Annotated in this window: 14 protein-coding genes; 10 read left to right on the forward strand and 4 right to left on the reverse strand. The window is 73.2% G+C overall.

Translation table 11 applies throughout. The features are described 5' to 3' along the window. Nucleotides 1-225 precede the first annotated feature (225 nt). The 4 genes from ACWCPY_RS12220 (at nt 226) to ACWCPY_RS12235 (ending at nt 5,354) form a co-directional block, all read left to right on the forward strand. Nucleotides 226-1,299, forward strand: coding sequence for a quaternary amine ABC transporter ATP-binding protein (locus ACWCPY_RS12220; protein ID WP_451264224.1), 1,074 nt, complete (start codon nt 226-228; stop codon nt 1,297-1,299). After that, nucleotides 1,292-3,928, forward strand: a complete 2,637-nt coding sequence (locus ACWCPY_RS12225; protein ID WP_451264225.1) for an ABC transporter permease/substrate binding protein — start codon at nt 1,292-1,294, stop codon at nt 3,926-3,928. The genes ACWCPY_RS12220 and ACWCPY_RS12225 overlap by 8 nt, the downstream gene beginning before the upstream one ends. A 160-nt stretch (nt 3,929-4,088) precedes the next feature. After that, nucleotides 4,089-4,634 (forward strand): helix-turn-helix domain-containing protein, encoded by a 546-nt coding sequence (locus ACWCPY_RS12230; RefSeq protein ID WP_451264226.1) that lies wholly within the window; start codon nt 4,089-4,091, stop codon nt 4,632-4,634. A 12-nt stretch (nt 4,635-4,646) separates the two neighbouring features. Further along, nucleotides 4,647-5,354 (forward strand): helical backbone metal receptor, encoded by a 708-nt coding sequence (locus tag ACWCPY_RS12235; protein WP_451264227.1) that lies wholly within the window; start codon nt 4,647-4,649, stop codon nt 5,352-5,354. On the opposite strand, the gene ACWCPY_RS12240 is transcribed toward ACWCPY_RS12235, so the two are convergent. Continuing rightward, nucleotides 5,293-6,444 (reverse strand): TDT family transporter, encoded by a 1,152-nt coding sequence (locus ACWCPY_RS12240; RefSeq protein ID WP_451264228.1) that lies wholly within the window; start codon nt 6,442-6,444, stop codon nt 5,293-5,295. The two genes, ACWCPY_RS12235 and ACWCPY_RS12240, sit on opposite strands and share 62 nt — an antisense overlap. A gap of 70 nt (nt 6,445-6,514) precedes the next feature. Here ACWCPY_RS12240 and ACWCPY_RS12245 point away from each other — a divergent pair, with 70 nt between their 5' ends. Both ACWCPY_RS12245 and ACWCPY_RS12250 read left to right on the forward strand, forming a co-directional pair. After that, the gene (locus ACWCPY_RS12245) at nt 6,515-7,450 is read left to right on the forward strand and encodes a LysR family transcriptional regulator (RefSeq protein ID WP_451264229.1); all 936 of its coding nucleotides are present in this window, start codon (nt 6,515-6,517) and stop codon (nt 7,448-7,450) included. Nucleotides 7,451-7,512: 62 nt separating this feature from the next. Beyond that, complete coding sequence (locus ACWCPY_RS12250) at nt 7,513-8,469, forward strand: aminoglycoside phosphotransferase family protein (RefSeq protein WP_451264230.1); 957 nt, start codon at nt 7,513-7,515, stop codon at nt 8,467-8,469. A 69-nt stretch (nt 8,470-8,538) separates the two neighbouring features. Here ACWCPY_RS12250 and ACWCPY_RS12255 read toward each other — a convergent pair whose 3' ends face one another. Next, nucleotides 8,539-9,234, reverse strand: coding sequence for a FadR/GntR family transcriptional regulator (locus ACWCPY_RS12255; RefSeq protein ID WP_451264359.1), 696 nt, complete (start codon nt 9,232-9,234; stop codon nt 8,539-8,541). Nucleotides 9,235-9,444: 210 nt separating this feature from the next. On the opposite strand from ACWCPY_RS12255, the gene ACWCPY_RS12260 reads away from it, so the two are divergent. Continuing rightward, nucleotides 9,445-10,380 (forward strand): DUF2510 domain-containing protein, encoded by a 936-nt coding sequence (locus tag ACWCPY_RS12260; protein ID WP_451264231.1) that lies wholly within the window; start codon nt 9,445-9,447, stop codon nt 10,378-10,380. 35 nt (nt 10,381-10,415) lie between these two features. Here ACWCPY_RS12260 and ACWCPY_RS12265 read toward each other — a convergent pair whose 3' ends face one another. Further along, nucleotides 10,416-11,618 carry an amino acid deaminase/aldolase gene (locus tag ACWCPY_RS12265; protein ID WP_451264232.1) on the reverse strand — a complete coding sequence of 401 codons (1,203 nt, stop codon included), beginning with the start codon at nt 11,616-11,618 and terminating at the stop codon, nt 10,416-10,418. A gap of 457 nt (nt 11,619-12,075) precedes the next feature. Between ACWCPY_RS12265 and ACWCPY_RS12270 the strand changes: the two genes are divergently transcribed. Together ACWCPY_RS12270 and mycP are read left to right on the forward strand one after the other, a co-directional pair. After that, complete coding sequence (locus ACWCPY_RS12270; RefSeq protein ID WP_451264360.1) at nt 12,076-12,972, forward strand: hypothetical protein; 897 nt, start codon at nt 12,076-12,078, stop codon at nt 12,970-12,972. Beyond that, nucleotides 12,969-14,162 carry a type VII secretion-associated serine protease mycosin gene (mycP, locus tag ACWCPY_RS12275; RefSeq protein WP_451264233.1) on the forward strand — a complete coding sequence of 398 codons (1,194 nt, stop codon included), beginning with the start codon at nt 12,969-12,971 and terminating at the stop codon, nt 14,160-14,162. The genes ACWCPY_RS12270 and mycP overlap by 4 nt, the downstream gene beginning before the upstream one ends. Before the next feature lie 12 nt (nt 14,163-14,174). On the opposite strand, the gene ACWCPY_RS12280 is transcribed toward mycP, so the two are convergent. After that, nucleotides 14,175-14,888, reverse strand: coding sequence for a serine hydrolase (locus tag ACWCPY_RS12280; RefSeq protein ID WP_451264234.1), 714 nt, complete (start codon nt 14,886-14,888; stop codon nt 14,175-14,177). 112 nt (nt 14,889-15,000) lie between these two features. Here ACWCPY_RS12280 and ACWCPY_RS12285 point away from each other — a divergent pair, with 112 nt between their 5' ends. Further along, nucleotides 15,001-15,765 (forward strand): SseB family protein, encoded by a 765-nt coding sequence (locus ACWCPY_RS12285; protein ID WP_451264235.1) that lies wholly within the window; start codon nt 15,001-15,003, stop codon nt 15,763-15,765. Nucleotides 15,766-15,843 lie beyond the last annotated feature (78 nt).

Genomic DNA, 15,843 nt, shown 5'->3' on the forward strand with positions numbered 1-15,843 from the left:
ATCACTCTTGTGTTTGGGTCGTGTAAGTGGGGGCAGGCGCGCAGCCGGAGCGGATCACGTACCGGTTTCAACCGGTGTGCGTGTCATGCGGACCGAATCCGCGCCGCTCCACGGTCTGCCGGAGGGGGTGGCAGACCGTTTTTCGGTTCAACCCGCGAGGTGTATGTGTCAAGGCTGCAAGCTGAACGCTTGTACAAGGTGTTCGGCAGACGACCCGATCAAGCCGTGCAGAAACTCGAAGGCGGCGCCGACCGCGACGAGCTGCGCGCCGACGGAACGACCGCAGCGGTGATCGACGCCTCGTTCACCGTCGAACCGGGACAGATCTTCGTCGTGATGGGTCTGTCCGGGTCCGGGAAGTCCACGTTGTTGCGCATGCTCAACGGACTTCTGGAGCCCACCGCCGGACGCGTGCTCTTCGACGGCCAGGACCTGACCGCCCTGAGCCCCGCCGAACTGCGCCATGTCCGGTCCTCCAAGATCAGCATGGTCTTCCAGCACTTCGCGCTCTTTCCCCACCGCAGTGTGCTGGAGAACGCCGCGTACGGCCTGGAGGTCCAGGGCGTACCGCGTGCCGAGCGCGAGAAGCGCGCCGCCGAGGCGCTGGAGCTGACCGGCCTCGCCGGCTGGGAGAAGTCCTGGCCCGACGAGCTGTCCGGCGGCATGCAGCAGCGTGTCGGCCTGGCCCGCGCCCTGGCCACCGACGCCGACCTGCTGCTGATGGACGAGTCCTTCAGCGCGCTCGACCCGCTGATCCGCCGGGACATGCAGGACCAGCTGCTCGAACTGCAGAAGCGGCTGAAGAAGACCATCGTCTTCATCACCCACGACCTCAACGAGGCCATGCGCCTCGGCGACCGGATCGCCGTGATGCGCGACGGGAGGATAGTCCAGCTCGGCACCGCCGAGGACATCCTCGTCACCCCGGCCAACGACTACGTCGCCTCCTTCACCCAGGACGTCGACCGGACCCGGGTGCTGACCGCGGGCGCCATCATGGCCGAGCCGCACACCGTGATGGGCAGCAGCACGGACGACGGCGAGGAACTGCGCACCGCGGCCGATGTGCTCGCGGCCGCCCCGGCCACCGTCACCGAGTCCACGCCGATCATCGAGCTCTTCACGCCCTGCTCGCGCAGCGGTGTCGCGGTCGCCGTGACCGACGCCGAGGGCGAGCTCGTCGGTGTCGTACCGCGCGCCCGGCTGCTCGCCGTCCTCGGCGAGCCGATGACCCCCGCCGAGCCCCCGCAGGACGTCAGGCCCGGCACGGCCGGCACGAAGAAGGTGGCCAGTGTTTAGGCTCCCTCTCGGCGACTGGGTCGACTCCGCCGTCGACTGGCTCCAGACCCACCTGGCCTGGCTGTTCGACGCGATCAGCTCGATCGTCAGCACGATGTTCGACGGCATCGCCGCCGTGCTCTCCGCCCCCGCCCCGCTGCTCTTCGCCGGCATCGTCGCGGTCATCGCCTGGTGGCTGCGCGGCCTGCTCGCCGGTGTGCTCGCCTTCGTAGGCTTCGCGGTCATCGACTCCGTCGAGCTGTGGGACGAGGCGATGGACACCCTCACCCTGGTGCTCGTCGCGACCATCATCGCGCTGGTGCTGGCCGTACCGCTGGGCATCTGGGCGTCCCGCTCCAAGACCGTCAGCGCCGTGACCCGGCCGGTCCTGGACTTCATGCAGACCATGCCCGCCATGGTCTATCTGATCCCCGGCGTCATCTTCTTCGGCGTCGGCGTGGTCCCCGGGATCATCGCCACCATCATCTTCTCGCTGCCTCCGGGTGTCCGGATGACCGAACTCGGCATCCGCCAGGTCGACGGCGAGCTGGTCGAGGCCGCCGAGGCCTTCGGCACCACCAAGCGCAACACCCTGCTGCGGGTCCAGCTGCCGCTGGCCCTGCCCACGATCATGGCGGGCATCAACCAGGTCATCATGCTGGGCCTCTCCATGGTGGTCATCGCCGGCATGGTCGGCGGCGGCGGCCTCGGCGGCGCCGTCTACCGCGCCATCGGCAACGTGGACGTCGGTCTCGGCTTCGAGGCGGGCATCTCCATCGTCATCGTGGCGATGTACCTGGACCGGATGACCGGCGCGCTCGGCCGCGAGGTCTCCCCGCTGGCCCGCCGCGCGCTCGCCAGGGCGCAGGCGATGGCCGGCGGACTCAAGATCTGGAACCACCGCCCGCAGCCCGTCGTCGCGGTCTCCGGCGTCGTGATCCTCGCGCTCGTCGCGGGCGCCCTGGGCGTCTTCGGCTCCTCCGGCCCGGACAAGGGCGAGAACGCCGCCGACGGCTCGGCCATCGGCGCGGGCAAGAAGATCAGCATGGGTTACATCCCGTGGGACGAGGGCATCGCCTCCACCTTCCTCTGGAAGGAGATGCTGGAGCGGCGAGGCTTCGAGGTCGACGTCAAGCAGTACGAGGCCGGCGCGCTCTACACCGGCATGGCCAACGGCCAGATCGACTTCGAGACCGACTCCTGGCTCCCGGTCACCCACGCCAGCTACTGGAAGAAGTACCAGGACCGCCTGGAGGACATGGGCTCCTGGTACGGCCCCACCTCGCTGGAGCTGGCCGTCCCCTCGTACATGAAGGACGTGCAGTCGCTGGACGACCTCAAGGGCAAGGGCTCGCAGTTCAAGGGCCGGATCGTCGGCATCGAGCCGAGCGCCGGCGAGAGCGGCCTGCTCAAGGACAAGATCCTGCCGGGCTACGGCCTGGACAAGGAGTACAAGGTCGTCGACGGCTCCACGCCGTCGATGCTGGCCGAACTGAAGCGCGCGTACGCCAAGAAGGAACCGATCGTCGTTCCGCTCTGGTCGCCGCACTGGGCCTACAACCAGTTCGAGCTCACCAAGCTCAAGGACCCCAAGAACCTCTGGGGCAAGGGCGACGGCATCCACACCCTGGCCCGCAAGGGCTTCTCCGCCGACAACCCCGAGGTCGGCAGCTGGCTCAAGAACTTCAAGATGAGCGAGGACCAGCTCACCAGTCTTGAGGCGCAGATCCAGAAGTCCGGCTCCGGCAAGGAGCAGGAGGCGGTCCGCACCTGGCTGAAGGCCAACCCGGGCGTCGCCGACAAGTGGACCCCGGTCGCCAAGGGCGGCACGGCCAAGGGCGCCGGCGGCAAGGACGAGCGCGACCGCGCCGTCGAGATGGCCTGGTTCCCCTGGGAGGAGGACATCGCCGCCACGTACCTGTGGAAGGCGGTCCTGGAGGAGCGCGGTTACAGGATCAACCTCAAGCAGTTCGAGGTCGGCCCGATGTACACCGCGATGTCGCGCGGCCAGATCGACGTGCAGTTCGACGGCTGGCTGCCGTACACCCAGAAGAACTACTGGGAGAAGTACGGCTCGCAGCTGAGCGACCTCGGTTCGTGGTACGGCCCGACCTCCATCGAGATCGCGGTGCCCTCCTACGTGAAGGACGTCAAGTCCCTCGCCGACCTCAAGGGCAAGGCCTCGCAGTTCAAGGGCCGGATCGTCGGTATCGAGCCGGGCACGGCCACGATGGAGAACCTGAAGAAGAACGTCCTGCCGGCCTACGGCCTGGACAAGGAGTACAAGGTCGTCGACTCCTCGACGCCCGGCATGCTGGCCGAGCTGAAGCGCGCGTACGCCAAGAAGGAGCCCATCGCGGTGCTGCTCTGGACCCCGCACTGGGCGTACAGCGAGTACGGCATGACCAAGCTGAAGGACCCCGAGAAGGCCTTCGGCGACGGCGACCGGCTGCACACCATCGCGTCCAAGGACTTCCCGAAGAACTACCCGCAGCTGACGAAGTGGTTCAAGGACTTCAAGCTGAGCGAGGACCAGCTCGCCGGCCTGGAGAACCAGATCCAGAAGCGCGGCGCGGGCCACGAGGAAGAGGCCGTGAAAGCCTGGATGGAGAAGAACCCGGGCATCGTGGACAAGATGGCCCCGCAGTAGGGCCTCCCGCAGGACCCGTGGCACCGGAAAGGGTGGGCACCGCCGACGGCGGGCCCGCCCTTTCCGGGTTTCCGGACGTTCACCATCCGGCCGACCTTGCGCAACCGTATGCGTAATGTGCTGGCAGCCGGAAGGATGACGAGTCGGGAGGGAGCCGGACATGGACGAGAAGGAAGCACTCCGCGTGGGCGCCGCGGTCCGCCGAAGGCGCAGAACCCTGGGACTCACGCTGGCCGCGGTCGCCGGCCGCAGTGGTCTGTCCGTACCGTTCCTCAGCCAGATCGAGAACGAGCGGGCCAGGCCCAGCGCCCGGTCCCTGGACCGGGTCGCCGAAGCCCTGGAGACCACCACGGCACGGCTGCGCGCCGCCGCGGACTCGGCGCGCGCCGTCGACGTGGTGCGCGCGGGCGAGGGCGACGGGGTACGCAGGGTGGTGCGCGGACGACATCAGCTCAGCGCCCTGGAGTTCACCGGGGAGCTCGACCTCCGGCAAGAGTTCCAGCACCGCAACGACGAGGTGATGTACGTGGCGCAGGGCGCCGCCGAAGTGGAGGCCGAGGGGCAGGCGTACCGGCTGGAACAGGGCGACACCCTCTTCCTGTCCGGCGGGGTGCGACACCGCTGGCGGGCCACGGTGCCCGGCACGCGGCTGCTGGTCGTCGCGGTCGCCGAGCACATCGACGCCACCTACGACCCGCGCCGCTGAGCGGGGGCCGCCGTGCGAGTCGTCTCCCTGGTCCCCTCGCTCACCGAGGCCGTCGCGGTGACCGCGCCCGGACTGCTGGTCGGGGTCACCGACTGGTGCACCCACCCGGCCGGCCTGACCGCCGCCCGGATCGGCGGGACCAAGAATCCCGACGTGGCCGCAGTGCTCGCGCTCCGGCCGGATCTCGTCGTCGCCAACGAGGAGGAGAACCGCGAGAGCGACCTCGCGGCGCTCCGGGCCGCCGGGACCGAGGTGCTCGTCACGGAGATCCGCACCCTGGACCAGGCCTTCGAGGAGCTGGACAGGGTCCTGGTCACCGTCTGCGGGCGGGCCAGGCCGCGCTGGCTGGACGAGGCCGAGGCGGCCTGGGCCGCGCTGCCGCCGCCCCGTGCGCCCCGCCGTGCGATCGTGCCGGTCTGGCGCAGGCCCTGGATGGTGCTGGGCCGTGACACCTTCGCCGGGGACCTGCTGGCCAGGCTCGGCGTCGAGAACGTCTACGCGGACCACGACGAGCGCTACCCCCGTATCCCGCTCGACGCGCTCAACGCGGCGGGCGCCGACCTGGTGGTGCTGCCCGACGAGCCCTACCGCTTCACCGCGGACGACGGGCCCGAGGCCTTCCCCGCACTGCCCGCCGCGCTCGTCGACGGGCGGTACCTCACGTGGTACGGGCCGTCACTGGTGCGGGCGCCTTCGGTGCTGCGAGCAGCGCTCCGCTGAACAGCCCGCGCAGCGTCCGTACCCCGACCACCGCCCAGGCCGCCACCAGCAGCACGTACAGCGCGACGGCCAGCCAGGTGTACGCGGTGAGCCCGGTGTGCCGGGCCAGACCGGCGGCGCCCGTGACACAGGTACCGACGGGGAAGGTGAAGCCCCACCACGTCATGGCGAAGGTCATCCCGTTGCGCGCGGCCCGCACCACCAGCGCGGCGGCCAGCGCCAGCCACAGCAGCGCGAACCCCATCACCGGCACCCCGTACAGCACGGCGAACACCCCGAGCCCCGAGGCGTACGGTGCCCCGATCGCACCCTCCGCCACATCGGCGAGCTGATTGACCGCGGTCGTCGACTGGCCCAGCGGGCCGAGGACCAGGAACAGCGTGGGCGTCAGCGCGAGCGGCAGTGGCCCCTGGTGGACGAGCCGGGCGAAGATCAGCGGCAGCATCACCAGCGTGGCCAGCAGACTCAGACCGAACATCGCGTAGCAGACCAGCAGCATCGCCTCCCGCCACTGACCGGCCGGCAGCTCCGGCACCAGCAGCGGACCGAGAGCCGCGGAGACCATCGGCGCCACCACCGGCAGCAGCCACACCGGCGACGCGGTGCCGGGCTCGATCCGGTGGCGTACGACCATCAGATACGGGATCGCGACCGCGGCGGCCAGCCCGATCAGCGTGCCCGCCGTGTACAGCACCACGTCCAGGGCGAGAGCGGCCCGGTGTCCGACGACATCCTGGCCGACCACCATCGTCGAGCCGCCGACGGCCAGCAGGGCCATCGACAGACAGCCGTAGAACGGGGCCACGGCCGGGTCGAGCAGATGGCTGCGGGCCTGGTCGCGGTGGGCGACCCAGTGCCCGGTGCGGGCCGCCAGCACCACGACGAGCGCCACCGCGGCCAGCGCCCACACCACCGTGCAGGCCGCCCGCAGCCCAGGGACGTGCACGGGCAGCGCGACACCCGCGCTCGCGACGATCGAGGTGCCCATGACGGCGGCGTACCAGTTGGGGCCGAGGTACCGCAGGGAAGGCAGCCGCTCGGCGGCGGGTGGAGGGACGGGGGACTGCTGGGTCTGCGGAAAGATGGCCATGCCACGATTTTCTCGGCGGGGGCCTGGCCCCACCAGGGAGTCCGCATCTATGAGGTCATAAGGTGGCTTTATGACCGGCGAAGCGCATGTCCCCCTCTCCCATCGGGTCCCCGACCTCGGAGCGCTGGAACTCCTGCTCGCCGTCGCCCGGCACGGCAGCCTGGGACGCGCGGCCCGGGAGACCGGCGTCACCCAGCCCGCCGCCAGCAGCCGCATCCGATCCATCGAACGGCAGCTCGGCGTGGCCCTGCTGGACCGCTCACCGCGCGGCTCCCGGCTCACCGACGCGGGCGCGCTGGTCACCGACTGGGCGCGCAGGATCGTCGAGGCCGCCGAGGCGTTCGACGCGGGCGCTCAGGCGCTGCGGGACCGGCGCGACTCCAGGCTGCGGGTCGCCGCCTCCATGACCATCGCCGAGTACCTGCTGCCCGGCTGGCTGATAGCGCTGCGCTCCGAACGGCCGGACACGGCGGTCTCGCTGCTCGCCGGGAACTCGGCGGCGGTCGCCGGCCGGCTGCTGGCCGGCGAGGCCGACCTCGGGTTCGTGGAGGGCCTGTCCGTGCCGGAGGGGCTCGACGGCACGGTCATCGCCCATGACCGCCTCGTCGTCGTGGTCGCTCCGTCCCACGCCTGGGCCCACCGCCTCACCCCCCTCTCCCCGCAGGAACTGGCCGCGGCCCCGTTGATCCTGCGCGAGTACGGCTCCGGCACCCGCCAGGTCCTGGACGCCGCCCTCGCCGTGCACGGCGGCCTCGCCCAGCCGCTGCTCGAACTCTCCTCCACGACCGCGGTGAAGGGAGCGGCGGAGAGCGGCGCCGGGCCGTGTGTCCTGAGCGAACTGGCGCTCGGCGAGGAGCTGTCCTCGCGGCGCCTGATCAAGGTCCCGGTCGCCGGAGTGCGCCTGCGACGCCAGCTGCGCGCGGTCTGGCCCGCCGGCCACCGCCCGACCGGACCGGCCCGCGACCTGCTGTCACTGACCGCGCGGGACGGCCGGGCGCGCCCTTGAAGTCCCTTGCACCCGCGTAAAATCCCTGGTGGGAGCCCGGGCTCGTGGTGAAGGATGCGCGGATGGATGTGATCGCTCCACCCGCCACCGGCGTCCGCCACCACTGGGCCGATCTCCCCGCCGCGGCCCGGAGCGCCGTCGAGGACATCCTCGGCGCCCGTGTCGTCGAGGCGCGCAGCCAGAGCGGCGGGTTCTCGCCGGGCGTGGCCGCCCGCGTCCGGCTCGCGGACGGGCGGCGCGCCTTCGTCAAGGCGGTGAGCGCGGGGACGAACGCCGACAGCCCGGACCTGCACCGCGCCGAGGCCCGGAACACCGCGGCGCTCCCGCCCGGCGCCCCCGTGCCCCGGCTGCTCGGTTCGTACGACGACGGCACCCTGGTCGCCCTCGTGCTCCAGGACATCGACGGCCGCCAGCCCCGCGTCCCCTGGGAACCCGCCGAGCTGGACCGGGTCCTGGCGGCGGTCGGTGAGCTGGGCGCCGCCCTGACCCCGGCACCGTTCGACGCACCCGCCGTGGCCGTCCGCAAGGCCAGGATGTTCACCGGCTGGCGGACCCTGTCGGCCGAGGGGGACCCGGGCCGGCTCGACCCGTGGGCGGCCCGCAATCTCGGCCTGCTCGCGGAGCTGGAGTCGGGCTGGGAGGAACCGGCCGCCGGGGAATGCCTCGCCCACAGCGACCTGCGGGCCGACAACATCCTGCTCACGGACGACCGGGTGGTCTTCGTCGACTGGCCCCACGCCCTGAGGGCCGCGCCCTGGTTCGACCTGCTGATGATGCTGCCGTGCGTCGCGGCACAGGGCGGCCCCGATCCGGAGACCGTCTTCTCCACCCACCCGCTGGGCCGGGACGCCGACCCGGCGGGAGTCACGGCCGTACTCGCCGCGCTGACCGGCTACTTCGTAGCGGGTTCGCTGAAGCCGGCCCCGCCCGGCCTGCCGACGCTCCGTGCCTTCCAGCACGCCCAGGGCGCGGCGGCGCTCCGCTGGCTGCGGGGAAGAGTCGGTCACGGCGCTCCTTGAGGCCGCCCCGCGGACACAAGGCGCCAATGGTGACGGAGCAGACCTTTGAGCCTCGCGTGTGTCCCGGGCTCAGGTCAGGAAACCGCGCAGCAGCGCGGCCGTACCGGCGCAGTGCTCGCGCATCACCGCGCGCGCGGCCTCCCCGTCCCCGTCGAGGACCGCCTCGACGAGGCTGGTGTGCTGGTGCTGCGAATGCTCCAGGTTCCGTACGAGCAGGGGTATGCAGTCGAGCAGGTCGTTCAGGGTGGCCCGGACGGCCGCGTACTGCGTGGTGAGCGAGGCGGACCCGGAGAGTTCGGCCAGGGTCAGATGGAACAGGGTGTCGCGCCTGCGGTAGTCCTGGAGCGGCGCCTCGTGCGTCGCCGTCAGGGCGGCGCGCAGCCGCTCCGCGCCCTCGCCGCCGAGCCCCCGCGCGGCGCACAGCTCGGCCGCCCCGGCCTCCAGTACCTCGCGGAAGCGCAGCACGTCCTCGATGTCGACGGACGCCACCCTCCGGCGCAGCTCGTCCTCGCCGGGGCTGTCGGTGCGCAGAGTCACGAACGTGCCGCCGTACCGGCCGCGCCTGCTTTCCACCAGCCCCTGGTCCTGCAGGACCTTCAGCACCTCGCGCAGGGTGACCCGGCTGATCCCCAGCAGCTCGGAGAGGTCGCGCTCGGCAGGCAGCCGCCCGCCGCCCGGCACCAGCCCGAGCCTGATCACCTGGAGGATCTGCTCCAGCGCCTCCTCGAAGCCGTTCCCCGCCCGGACCGGTCGGAGCACGGGCATCAGGCGGTCGATGAACTCGCTCTCCCCGGCCACGCCCGTTCCCCTTCCCCGGTCACCGGTCGGCCGGCAATGGTCGACACCCACACCTTAGGGCCTCTGGCCGGCCCGGTACGGAGCGTCCCCCGGCGGACCGGGCACCGCTGTGCGGACGATCCGGACAGACCGCCGATCGCCGGGTCCGGGCCGCTGACCGAACCCTAGAGTGGGGGAATGAGCGACGCGACACCGCCCGGCTGGTACCCGGACGCCGCGGCACCGGGCACCGAACGCTGGTGGGACGGCACGGCGTGGACCGCGCACATCCGCCCGGCCGCCCCGGCACCCCAGGGCTTGGGCCCGCCCGCGCCGGTCGCCACCGCATCCCGCAACGGCGCCACCGCCGACGGGAGCGGCACCAGGGTCGTCGCGCTCGCCCTGGCCGGACTGATCGTCGTCGGCGCCGCCGTCACCGGAGCCGTCCTGCTGGGCAGGGACGACAGCGGTACGCGGCCCGAGGCCGGCCCGAGCGGCTCCGCACCCCCGGCCACCACCACCGCGACGGTCACCCCCTCGCCCGGCGACTCGACGGCCGAGGACGACCCGAAGGTCCTCGTGGACCAGCTCAACGGCATCACACTGCCGATCCCCGACGGCTGGGAGAAGCCCGGCAGGACCGTCGAACAGGTCCTCACCATGCGCACCGTCGACTCCTACGACTGCCCCGGCAGCTCCTCCGACTTCTGCTACCACGCCACGGTCACCAGCCGCACCGCGAGCGCCACCGACGCCACCTCCCCCGAGGAGCTCGCCGAGCAGGACATCGCCACCGCCGCCGACAACGCCTACGAGAAGAACATCGTCGGTGACCGGATCCACGGCGGCATCACGTCCCACGAGCAGCTCGACTCCGGGTCCGTGAGCGTCGCCGGACGCGCCGGTTACCAGGTGCGCTGGCGCGTCGGCACGGCCAAGGGGCCCGGCGGTTACGTGCAGTCGCTCGTCTTCCCGTCCACGATCGGCAGCGAAGCGCTGATCATCGTGCGCTACGCCTTCGACGCGGGCCCCGACGGACCGCCGCTCTCGCTCATGGACACCATCACCAAGGGGATCCGGCCGATCGGCGACAGCGCGACGAACGGTGGCGCGGGCAGCTCGATCGCGCCCTGACCCGGGCCGCCCCGCCCGGAGCCCGTCGGGTGACCTCAGAGGAACGTACGGCCCTCGCCCCGGTACGTCGACACGGTCGCCGTCACCCGGTCGCCCTCGATCAGCTGCAACTCGTCGAAGCGCTCGCACAGTTCACCGGCCTTCGCGTGCCGGAACCACACCTTGTCACCGATCAGCAGATCATCGGCCGGGGCACCGAGCAGCGGGGTCTGCACCTCGCCCGGCCCCTCCTGCGGGTCGTAGCGCAGTCCCTCCGGCAGATACGGGACGGGCAGCCGGTCGGCGCCCGCGGGGCCGGACGCCGGATAGCCGCCGCCGAGGACCGTCACCACCCCCACACCCGGCCGGCGCACCACGGGATGGGCGAACAGCGCCGCCGGACGGGCCGAGAACGACGTGTAGTTGTCGAACAGCCTCGGTACGTAGAGCCCCGACCCGGCCGCGATCTCGGTCACCGCGCGCTCGGCGGCGGTGTGCTGCACGCTGCCCGTGCCACCGCCGTTCACGAACTCCAGGTCCGGTGCCACCGCCCGTACCGCGCGCACCACCTCGGCGCGTCGCACCGCCAGTTCCCGCCGCGCCGCGGACTGCATCAGCCGGACCGCCCGGGAGCGCAGCGGCCGGCCCGCGATCGCGTCCCCGACCCCGGCGACATGACCCTCGTACGCCATCAGGCCCACCAGCCGGAAACCCGGCCGCCGCGCCACCGAGCGTGCCAGCTCCGCCAGTTGGGCGGGGGAGCGCAGCGGGGAGCGCAGGGCGCCGACCCGGACCCGGCCGCCGAGCAGCTGGAACGAGGTGTCCAGCTCCAGGCAGACCCGGATCTCCTCGCTGCCACCCGCCCGCGCCGCGTCGATCAGCTCCAGCTGGGCGTGGTCGTCGACCATCACGGTCACCGCGGCGGCCAGTTTCGGATCGGCGGCCAGCTCCGCGAGGGCGGCCCGGTCGGCCGTCGGATAGGCCAGCAGTACGTCCTCGAACCCGGCCCGCGCCAGCCACAGCGACTCCGCCAGTGTGAACGACATGATCCCGGCGAAGCCGGGCCGCGCGAGCACCCGTTCCAGCAGCGCCCGGCACCGCACCGACTTGCTCGCCACCCGTATCGGCTTTCCGGCCGCACGGCGGACGAGATCGTCGGCATTGGCGTCGAACGCGTCGAGATCGACGATGGCGATCGGGGCGTCCAGATGGGCGGTGGCCCGGTTGTAACGGGTCCGGTCAGCGGCACGGGCAGTCATGGCCGCAGCTTGCCAGACGTCCGTACCGCTGGGTAGGGGGACGATCCGCGCAGATCGTCCAGGGCGGGGGTGGCTGGCTCCCGCCGGGGGCGTCCCACCCCGTAGAGTGACGGGACGCGGCAACCAACGGGCCTGCCTGTGACGTCGATCCGCGCACGGTACGGAATGGGACCAGGGGGGGCGGATGAGTACCGAGGCGCAGCGCTCTCCCGTCCCGCCCCGCCCCACGACCCCGCCAACCCCGCCCCCGGCACGGGACTTGGCGCCGGACTCCGCGAGTGAACCCGTTCCCGGGCGCCCGGACACACCGCCGCCCGCGGCCCCCGACCCGCCCGTGGAGACCACGGCCCGGCTCCGCCCCGTGCCCCCGGCCCCCGCGCCCGCCGTCACCCCGCCTCCCGCCCCGGCGCGCCCCGAGCAGCCACCCGCGGCGACCCGTCGGCGGCCCGTCGGCGCCGTGGACCTCACCCCGCGCCCGGGAGCCGCCCCGCCACCGGCCGGGCAGGCCCACGTCCCCTACCGGCACCCGCAGCAGTACCGCGCGCCCCATCCCGAAACACCCGCCGAGACCACCACCCGGCTGCGCCCGATCCGTACCCGTCACCCCGCAAGGACCGCGACCGCGGCGGTCTGTGTGGTGCTCGGGCTCGGGCTGATCGGCGGCGCGGCCACCGGCGCCTGGCTCACCAGCGACTCCTCGGCCGACGCCGCCGCCCACAGCGCCTACACGGTGGGCCGCTCCGCCTGGCACAGCGTCCCCGTGGACACCCTCTTCCCCCGCACGCTGAACGGCGACGGAGCGGGCCCCGGCGGCGCCGACCGGATCTGGACCCGGATCGCCGTCGCCCCGGACGGCGGCTGCCGGACGGCCCTGGACCCGCTGCTGCTCAGGACACTCGGCCCGGTCGGCTGCAAGCGCCTGCTCCGCGCCACCTACACCGACGCCACCACGAGCAGCGTCACCACGGTCGGGGTGATCTTCACCGAGGGCGACGCCGCGGCGATGAAGGCGCTCAGCACCCGCTTCACCGGCCAGCACCTCGGCCGGCGCACCGACCTGATGCCCCGTACCTACCCCGTCAAGGGCACGGCCGCCGCCGGATTCGGCGACCGGCAGCGCGCCAGCTGGACGGTCCACGTGCTGACCGAGGTGCCCGTCGTCGTGTTCGCCGTGTCCGGCTTCGCCGACGGGCGCACCGTCGCCGACCCGCAGCCCGCCGACCGGGCCATGGCCGCGAACGCCACGACGGCCGCCGCCCAGGCCGGGCTCGGCCACGAGGCCAAGGGCATCGCCGACCGGATCGAGCGCGGCCTGCGCCGGTCCGTCACCGACCTCACGGAGAAGCCGGAATGAGCCGCCGCAGCCACCACCGCGCCCTGGGCGCGGTCTGCGCCGCCACCGCGTTCGCGCTCCTGCCCGCGGCACCGGCCGGGGCCGACGCCATCCGGGACCAGCAGTGGGGCCTCCAGGCGCTCCACACCGCCAAGGCGTGGCAGACCACCAAGGGCCGCGGGATCACCGTCGCCGTCGTCGACACCGGGGTCGACGGCAGCCTCCCCGACCTGGCCGGCCAGGTGCTGCCCGGCAAGGACATGATCGGCTTCGGCGCCGGCCGCGGCGACCGTTCCTGGGCCCGGCACGGCACCGCCATGGCGGGCATCATCGCCGGTCACGGCCATGGAGCGGGGCGCGACGACGGAGTGCTCGGCATCGCGCCCGAAGCGAAGATCCTCCCGGTCCGGGTCATCCTCGAAGCCTCCGACCCCGCCCGCGCCAAGGCCCGGGAGTCACGTGGCACGGCCCTCGCCGACGGCATCCGCTGGGCCGCCGACCACGGCGCCGACGTCATCAACCTCTCCCTCGGCGACGACAGCAAGTCCGCCCACCCCGAACCGGGCGAGGACGCCGCCATCCAGTACGCGCTGAAGAAGGGCGCCGTCGTCGTCGCCTCCGCCGGCAACGGCGGCGAGAAGGGCGACCACATCTCGTACCCCGCCGCCTACCCCGGTGTGATCGCGGTCGCCGCCGTCGACCGGTACGGCACCCACGCCGCGTTCTCCACCCGCCGCTGGTACGCCACCGTCAGCGCCCCCGGGGTCGACATCGTCGTCGCCGCGCCCGACCACCAGTACTACGTGGAGTGGGGCACCTCCGCCGCCTCCGCGTTCGTCTCGGGCGCGGTCGCGCTGGTCCGCGCCGCGCACCCGGGACTGACCCCCGCCCAGATCAAGAAGCTCCTCATGGACACCGCCCGCAGCGCCCCGGCGTCCGGCCGCGACGACGCCCGGGGGTACGGGATCGTCGACCCCGCGGCGGCGATCGAGGCCGGAGCAGCCGTCCGCCCCGCCGGTCTGCGCGCCGAATCCGCCGAGACCGGTTACCGGAAGCGCTACTTCGGTACCGGCCCCACCCCCGAGCGCCACGAAAGCAGTCCCGCGGGCTGGCTCGCCGCCGGCGCGGGCGGCCTCGGAGCGGTGCTGCTGGCCCTGGCCGTGGTGCTCTGGCGCGGCAGGGGCCGCGGCCCGGCCACCGCACGGGGCTGACCGCCGCACCCGCTACCGCGCGGCGCCGAGCACTCCCACCGCGGCCCTCGCCACCGCTTCGACCAGTGCGATCCCCGACTCCTTCGTCCGGTGCCCGTCCGAGAGCACCGCCAGCAGACAGGTGCGCGCGCCGGCCCGGACCCGCCCGATGCTGTTGATGTCCCAGAGCCCGGTCGTCGTCCGCGGCATCCAGCCGTTCTTCAGGGCGCAGTCGCGGCCCGCCGCCGACACACCCCACCGCTGTCCGGCCCCGACCCGCTCCATCAACCCGCCCAGATACGCGCGGGAGTCCTCGCTCAGCTCAGAGTCCATGCCGAACACGGAGCGCAGCAGGGCCAGTTGGTCCTCCGCCGTGGTCCGGGTCAGCCCCCACGCGTGCGCCGTCCTCGTCCCGGTCAGGCCCAGGCGCGCATGGGCCGCGTCGAGCGCCTCCGGGCCGCCGACGGCGCGCAGCAGCGCGGTGGCGGAGGCGTTGTCGCTCCGCTCGATCACGGCGGTGGCACGGTCGTGCTCGACGGCGGTGAGCGCGCGCCGCTCGTCCTGGGCGATCAGCAGCAGCGCCGCGACCATGTCCACCTTGACGATGCTGGCGGTGTCGAACCAGCCGCCCCCGCAGGCCGCCCGCGCCCCGTTCCCGGTGTCCAGCGCGGCGGCCGACACCCTCGCCCCACTCCTGTCGGCCAGCAGCGGCTCCACCGCCGAGGCCAGCGCCGCGTCGAGATCCACCGGCCGCTCCTCACTCCTCGTCGCGGGGACCGACGATACGGACCCGGCCCGCGGGGGCCGGCGATGCCGACCTGTCGGCGGGGCGGGAAAGCCCAGGCACTACGCTCGCCCTGTGGCGCAGAAGAACATTCCGGACCCCGGATACTCCGACGACGACGGCACGGCCGACCCGGCACTGACCGAGGCGCTGGCCGCCTGGGCCGAGGACCGCGCGGCCGTCGGCCCGGTACTCGAAGCCCTCAGGGGCACCCGGCTGCTGGTCCCGGTCGTCGCGGTACTGGGGGAGGTGGAGGAGGGCGACGAGGGGAGCCGCGGACCGTCCGGCAAGGGTGGGGCGGGCGGGCTGCGTCGCGAGAAGGCCAGCGACATGGCCGTCCCCACCCTCCAGGCGGGGGACCGCCGGGCCCTGCCCGCCTTCACCTCGACGGCCTCGCTGGCTCTCTGGGACCCGCAGGCACGCCCCGTCGCCGTACCTCTGCACCAGGCGCTGCAGGCCGCCGCGCACGAGAAGGCGGACACGGTCGTCCTCGATCTCGCCGGCCCGGTCGCCTTCGAGCTGACCGGTCCCGCGCTGCTCGCCCTCGCCGAGGGCCGCACCAGCGCCGACCCGCTGGACGACCCGGCCGTCACCTCGGCGGTGCGCAACGCGGTCGCCGCCGAGCCCGCGGTGCTCCGGGCCCACCTCGGCCCCGGCCGCGCCGACGGCACCCTCGCCCTCGTCCTCGCCCCCGGCGCGGACCCCGCCGGAGCGGCCCGCCGGGTCGCGGAGCTGCTCGCGGCCGACGAGGTCCTGCGGGCCCGCCTGGTGCGCGGACTGGACCTGGCACTGCTGCCGGCCGACGCCGCCGCGCCGGGCGAGCCCCTGTTCACCCGCTGAGCACGAGAGAGAGCCCCCCGCCCGGATGGGCGGGAGGCTCTCGGTGTTCGCGGAGACAGGAGGGAGCGGCGGGGCGGG

The organism is Streptomyces sp. NPDC002403 (genome assembly GCF_053593015.1).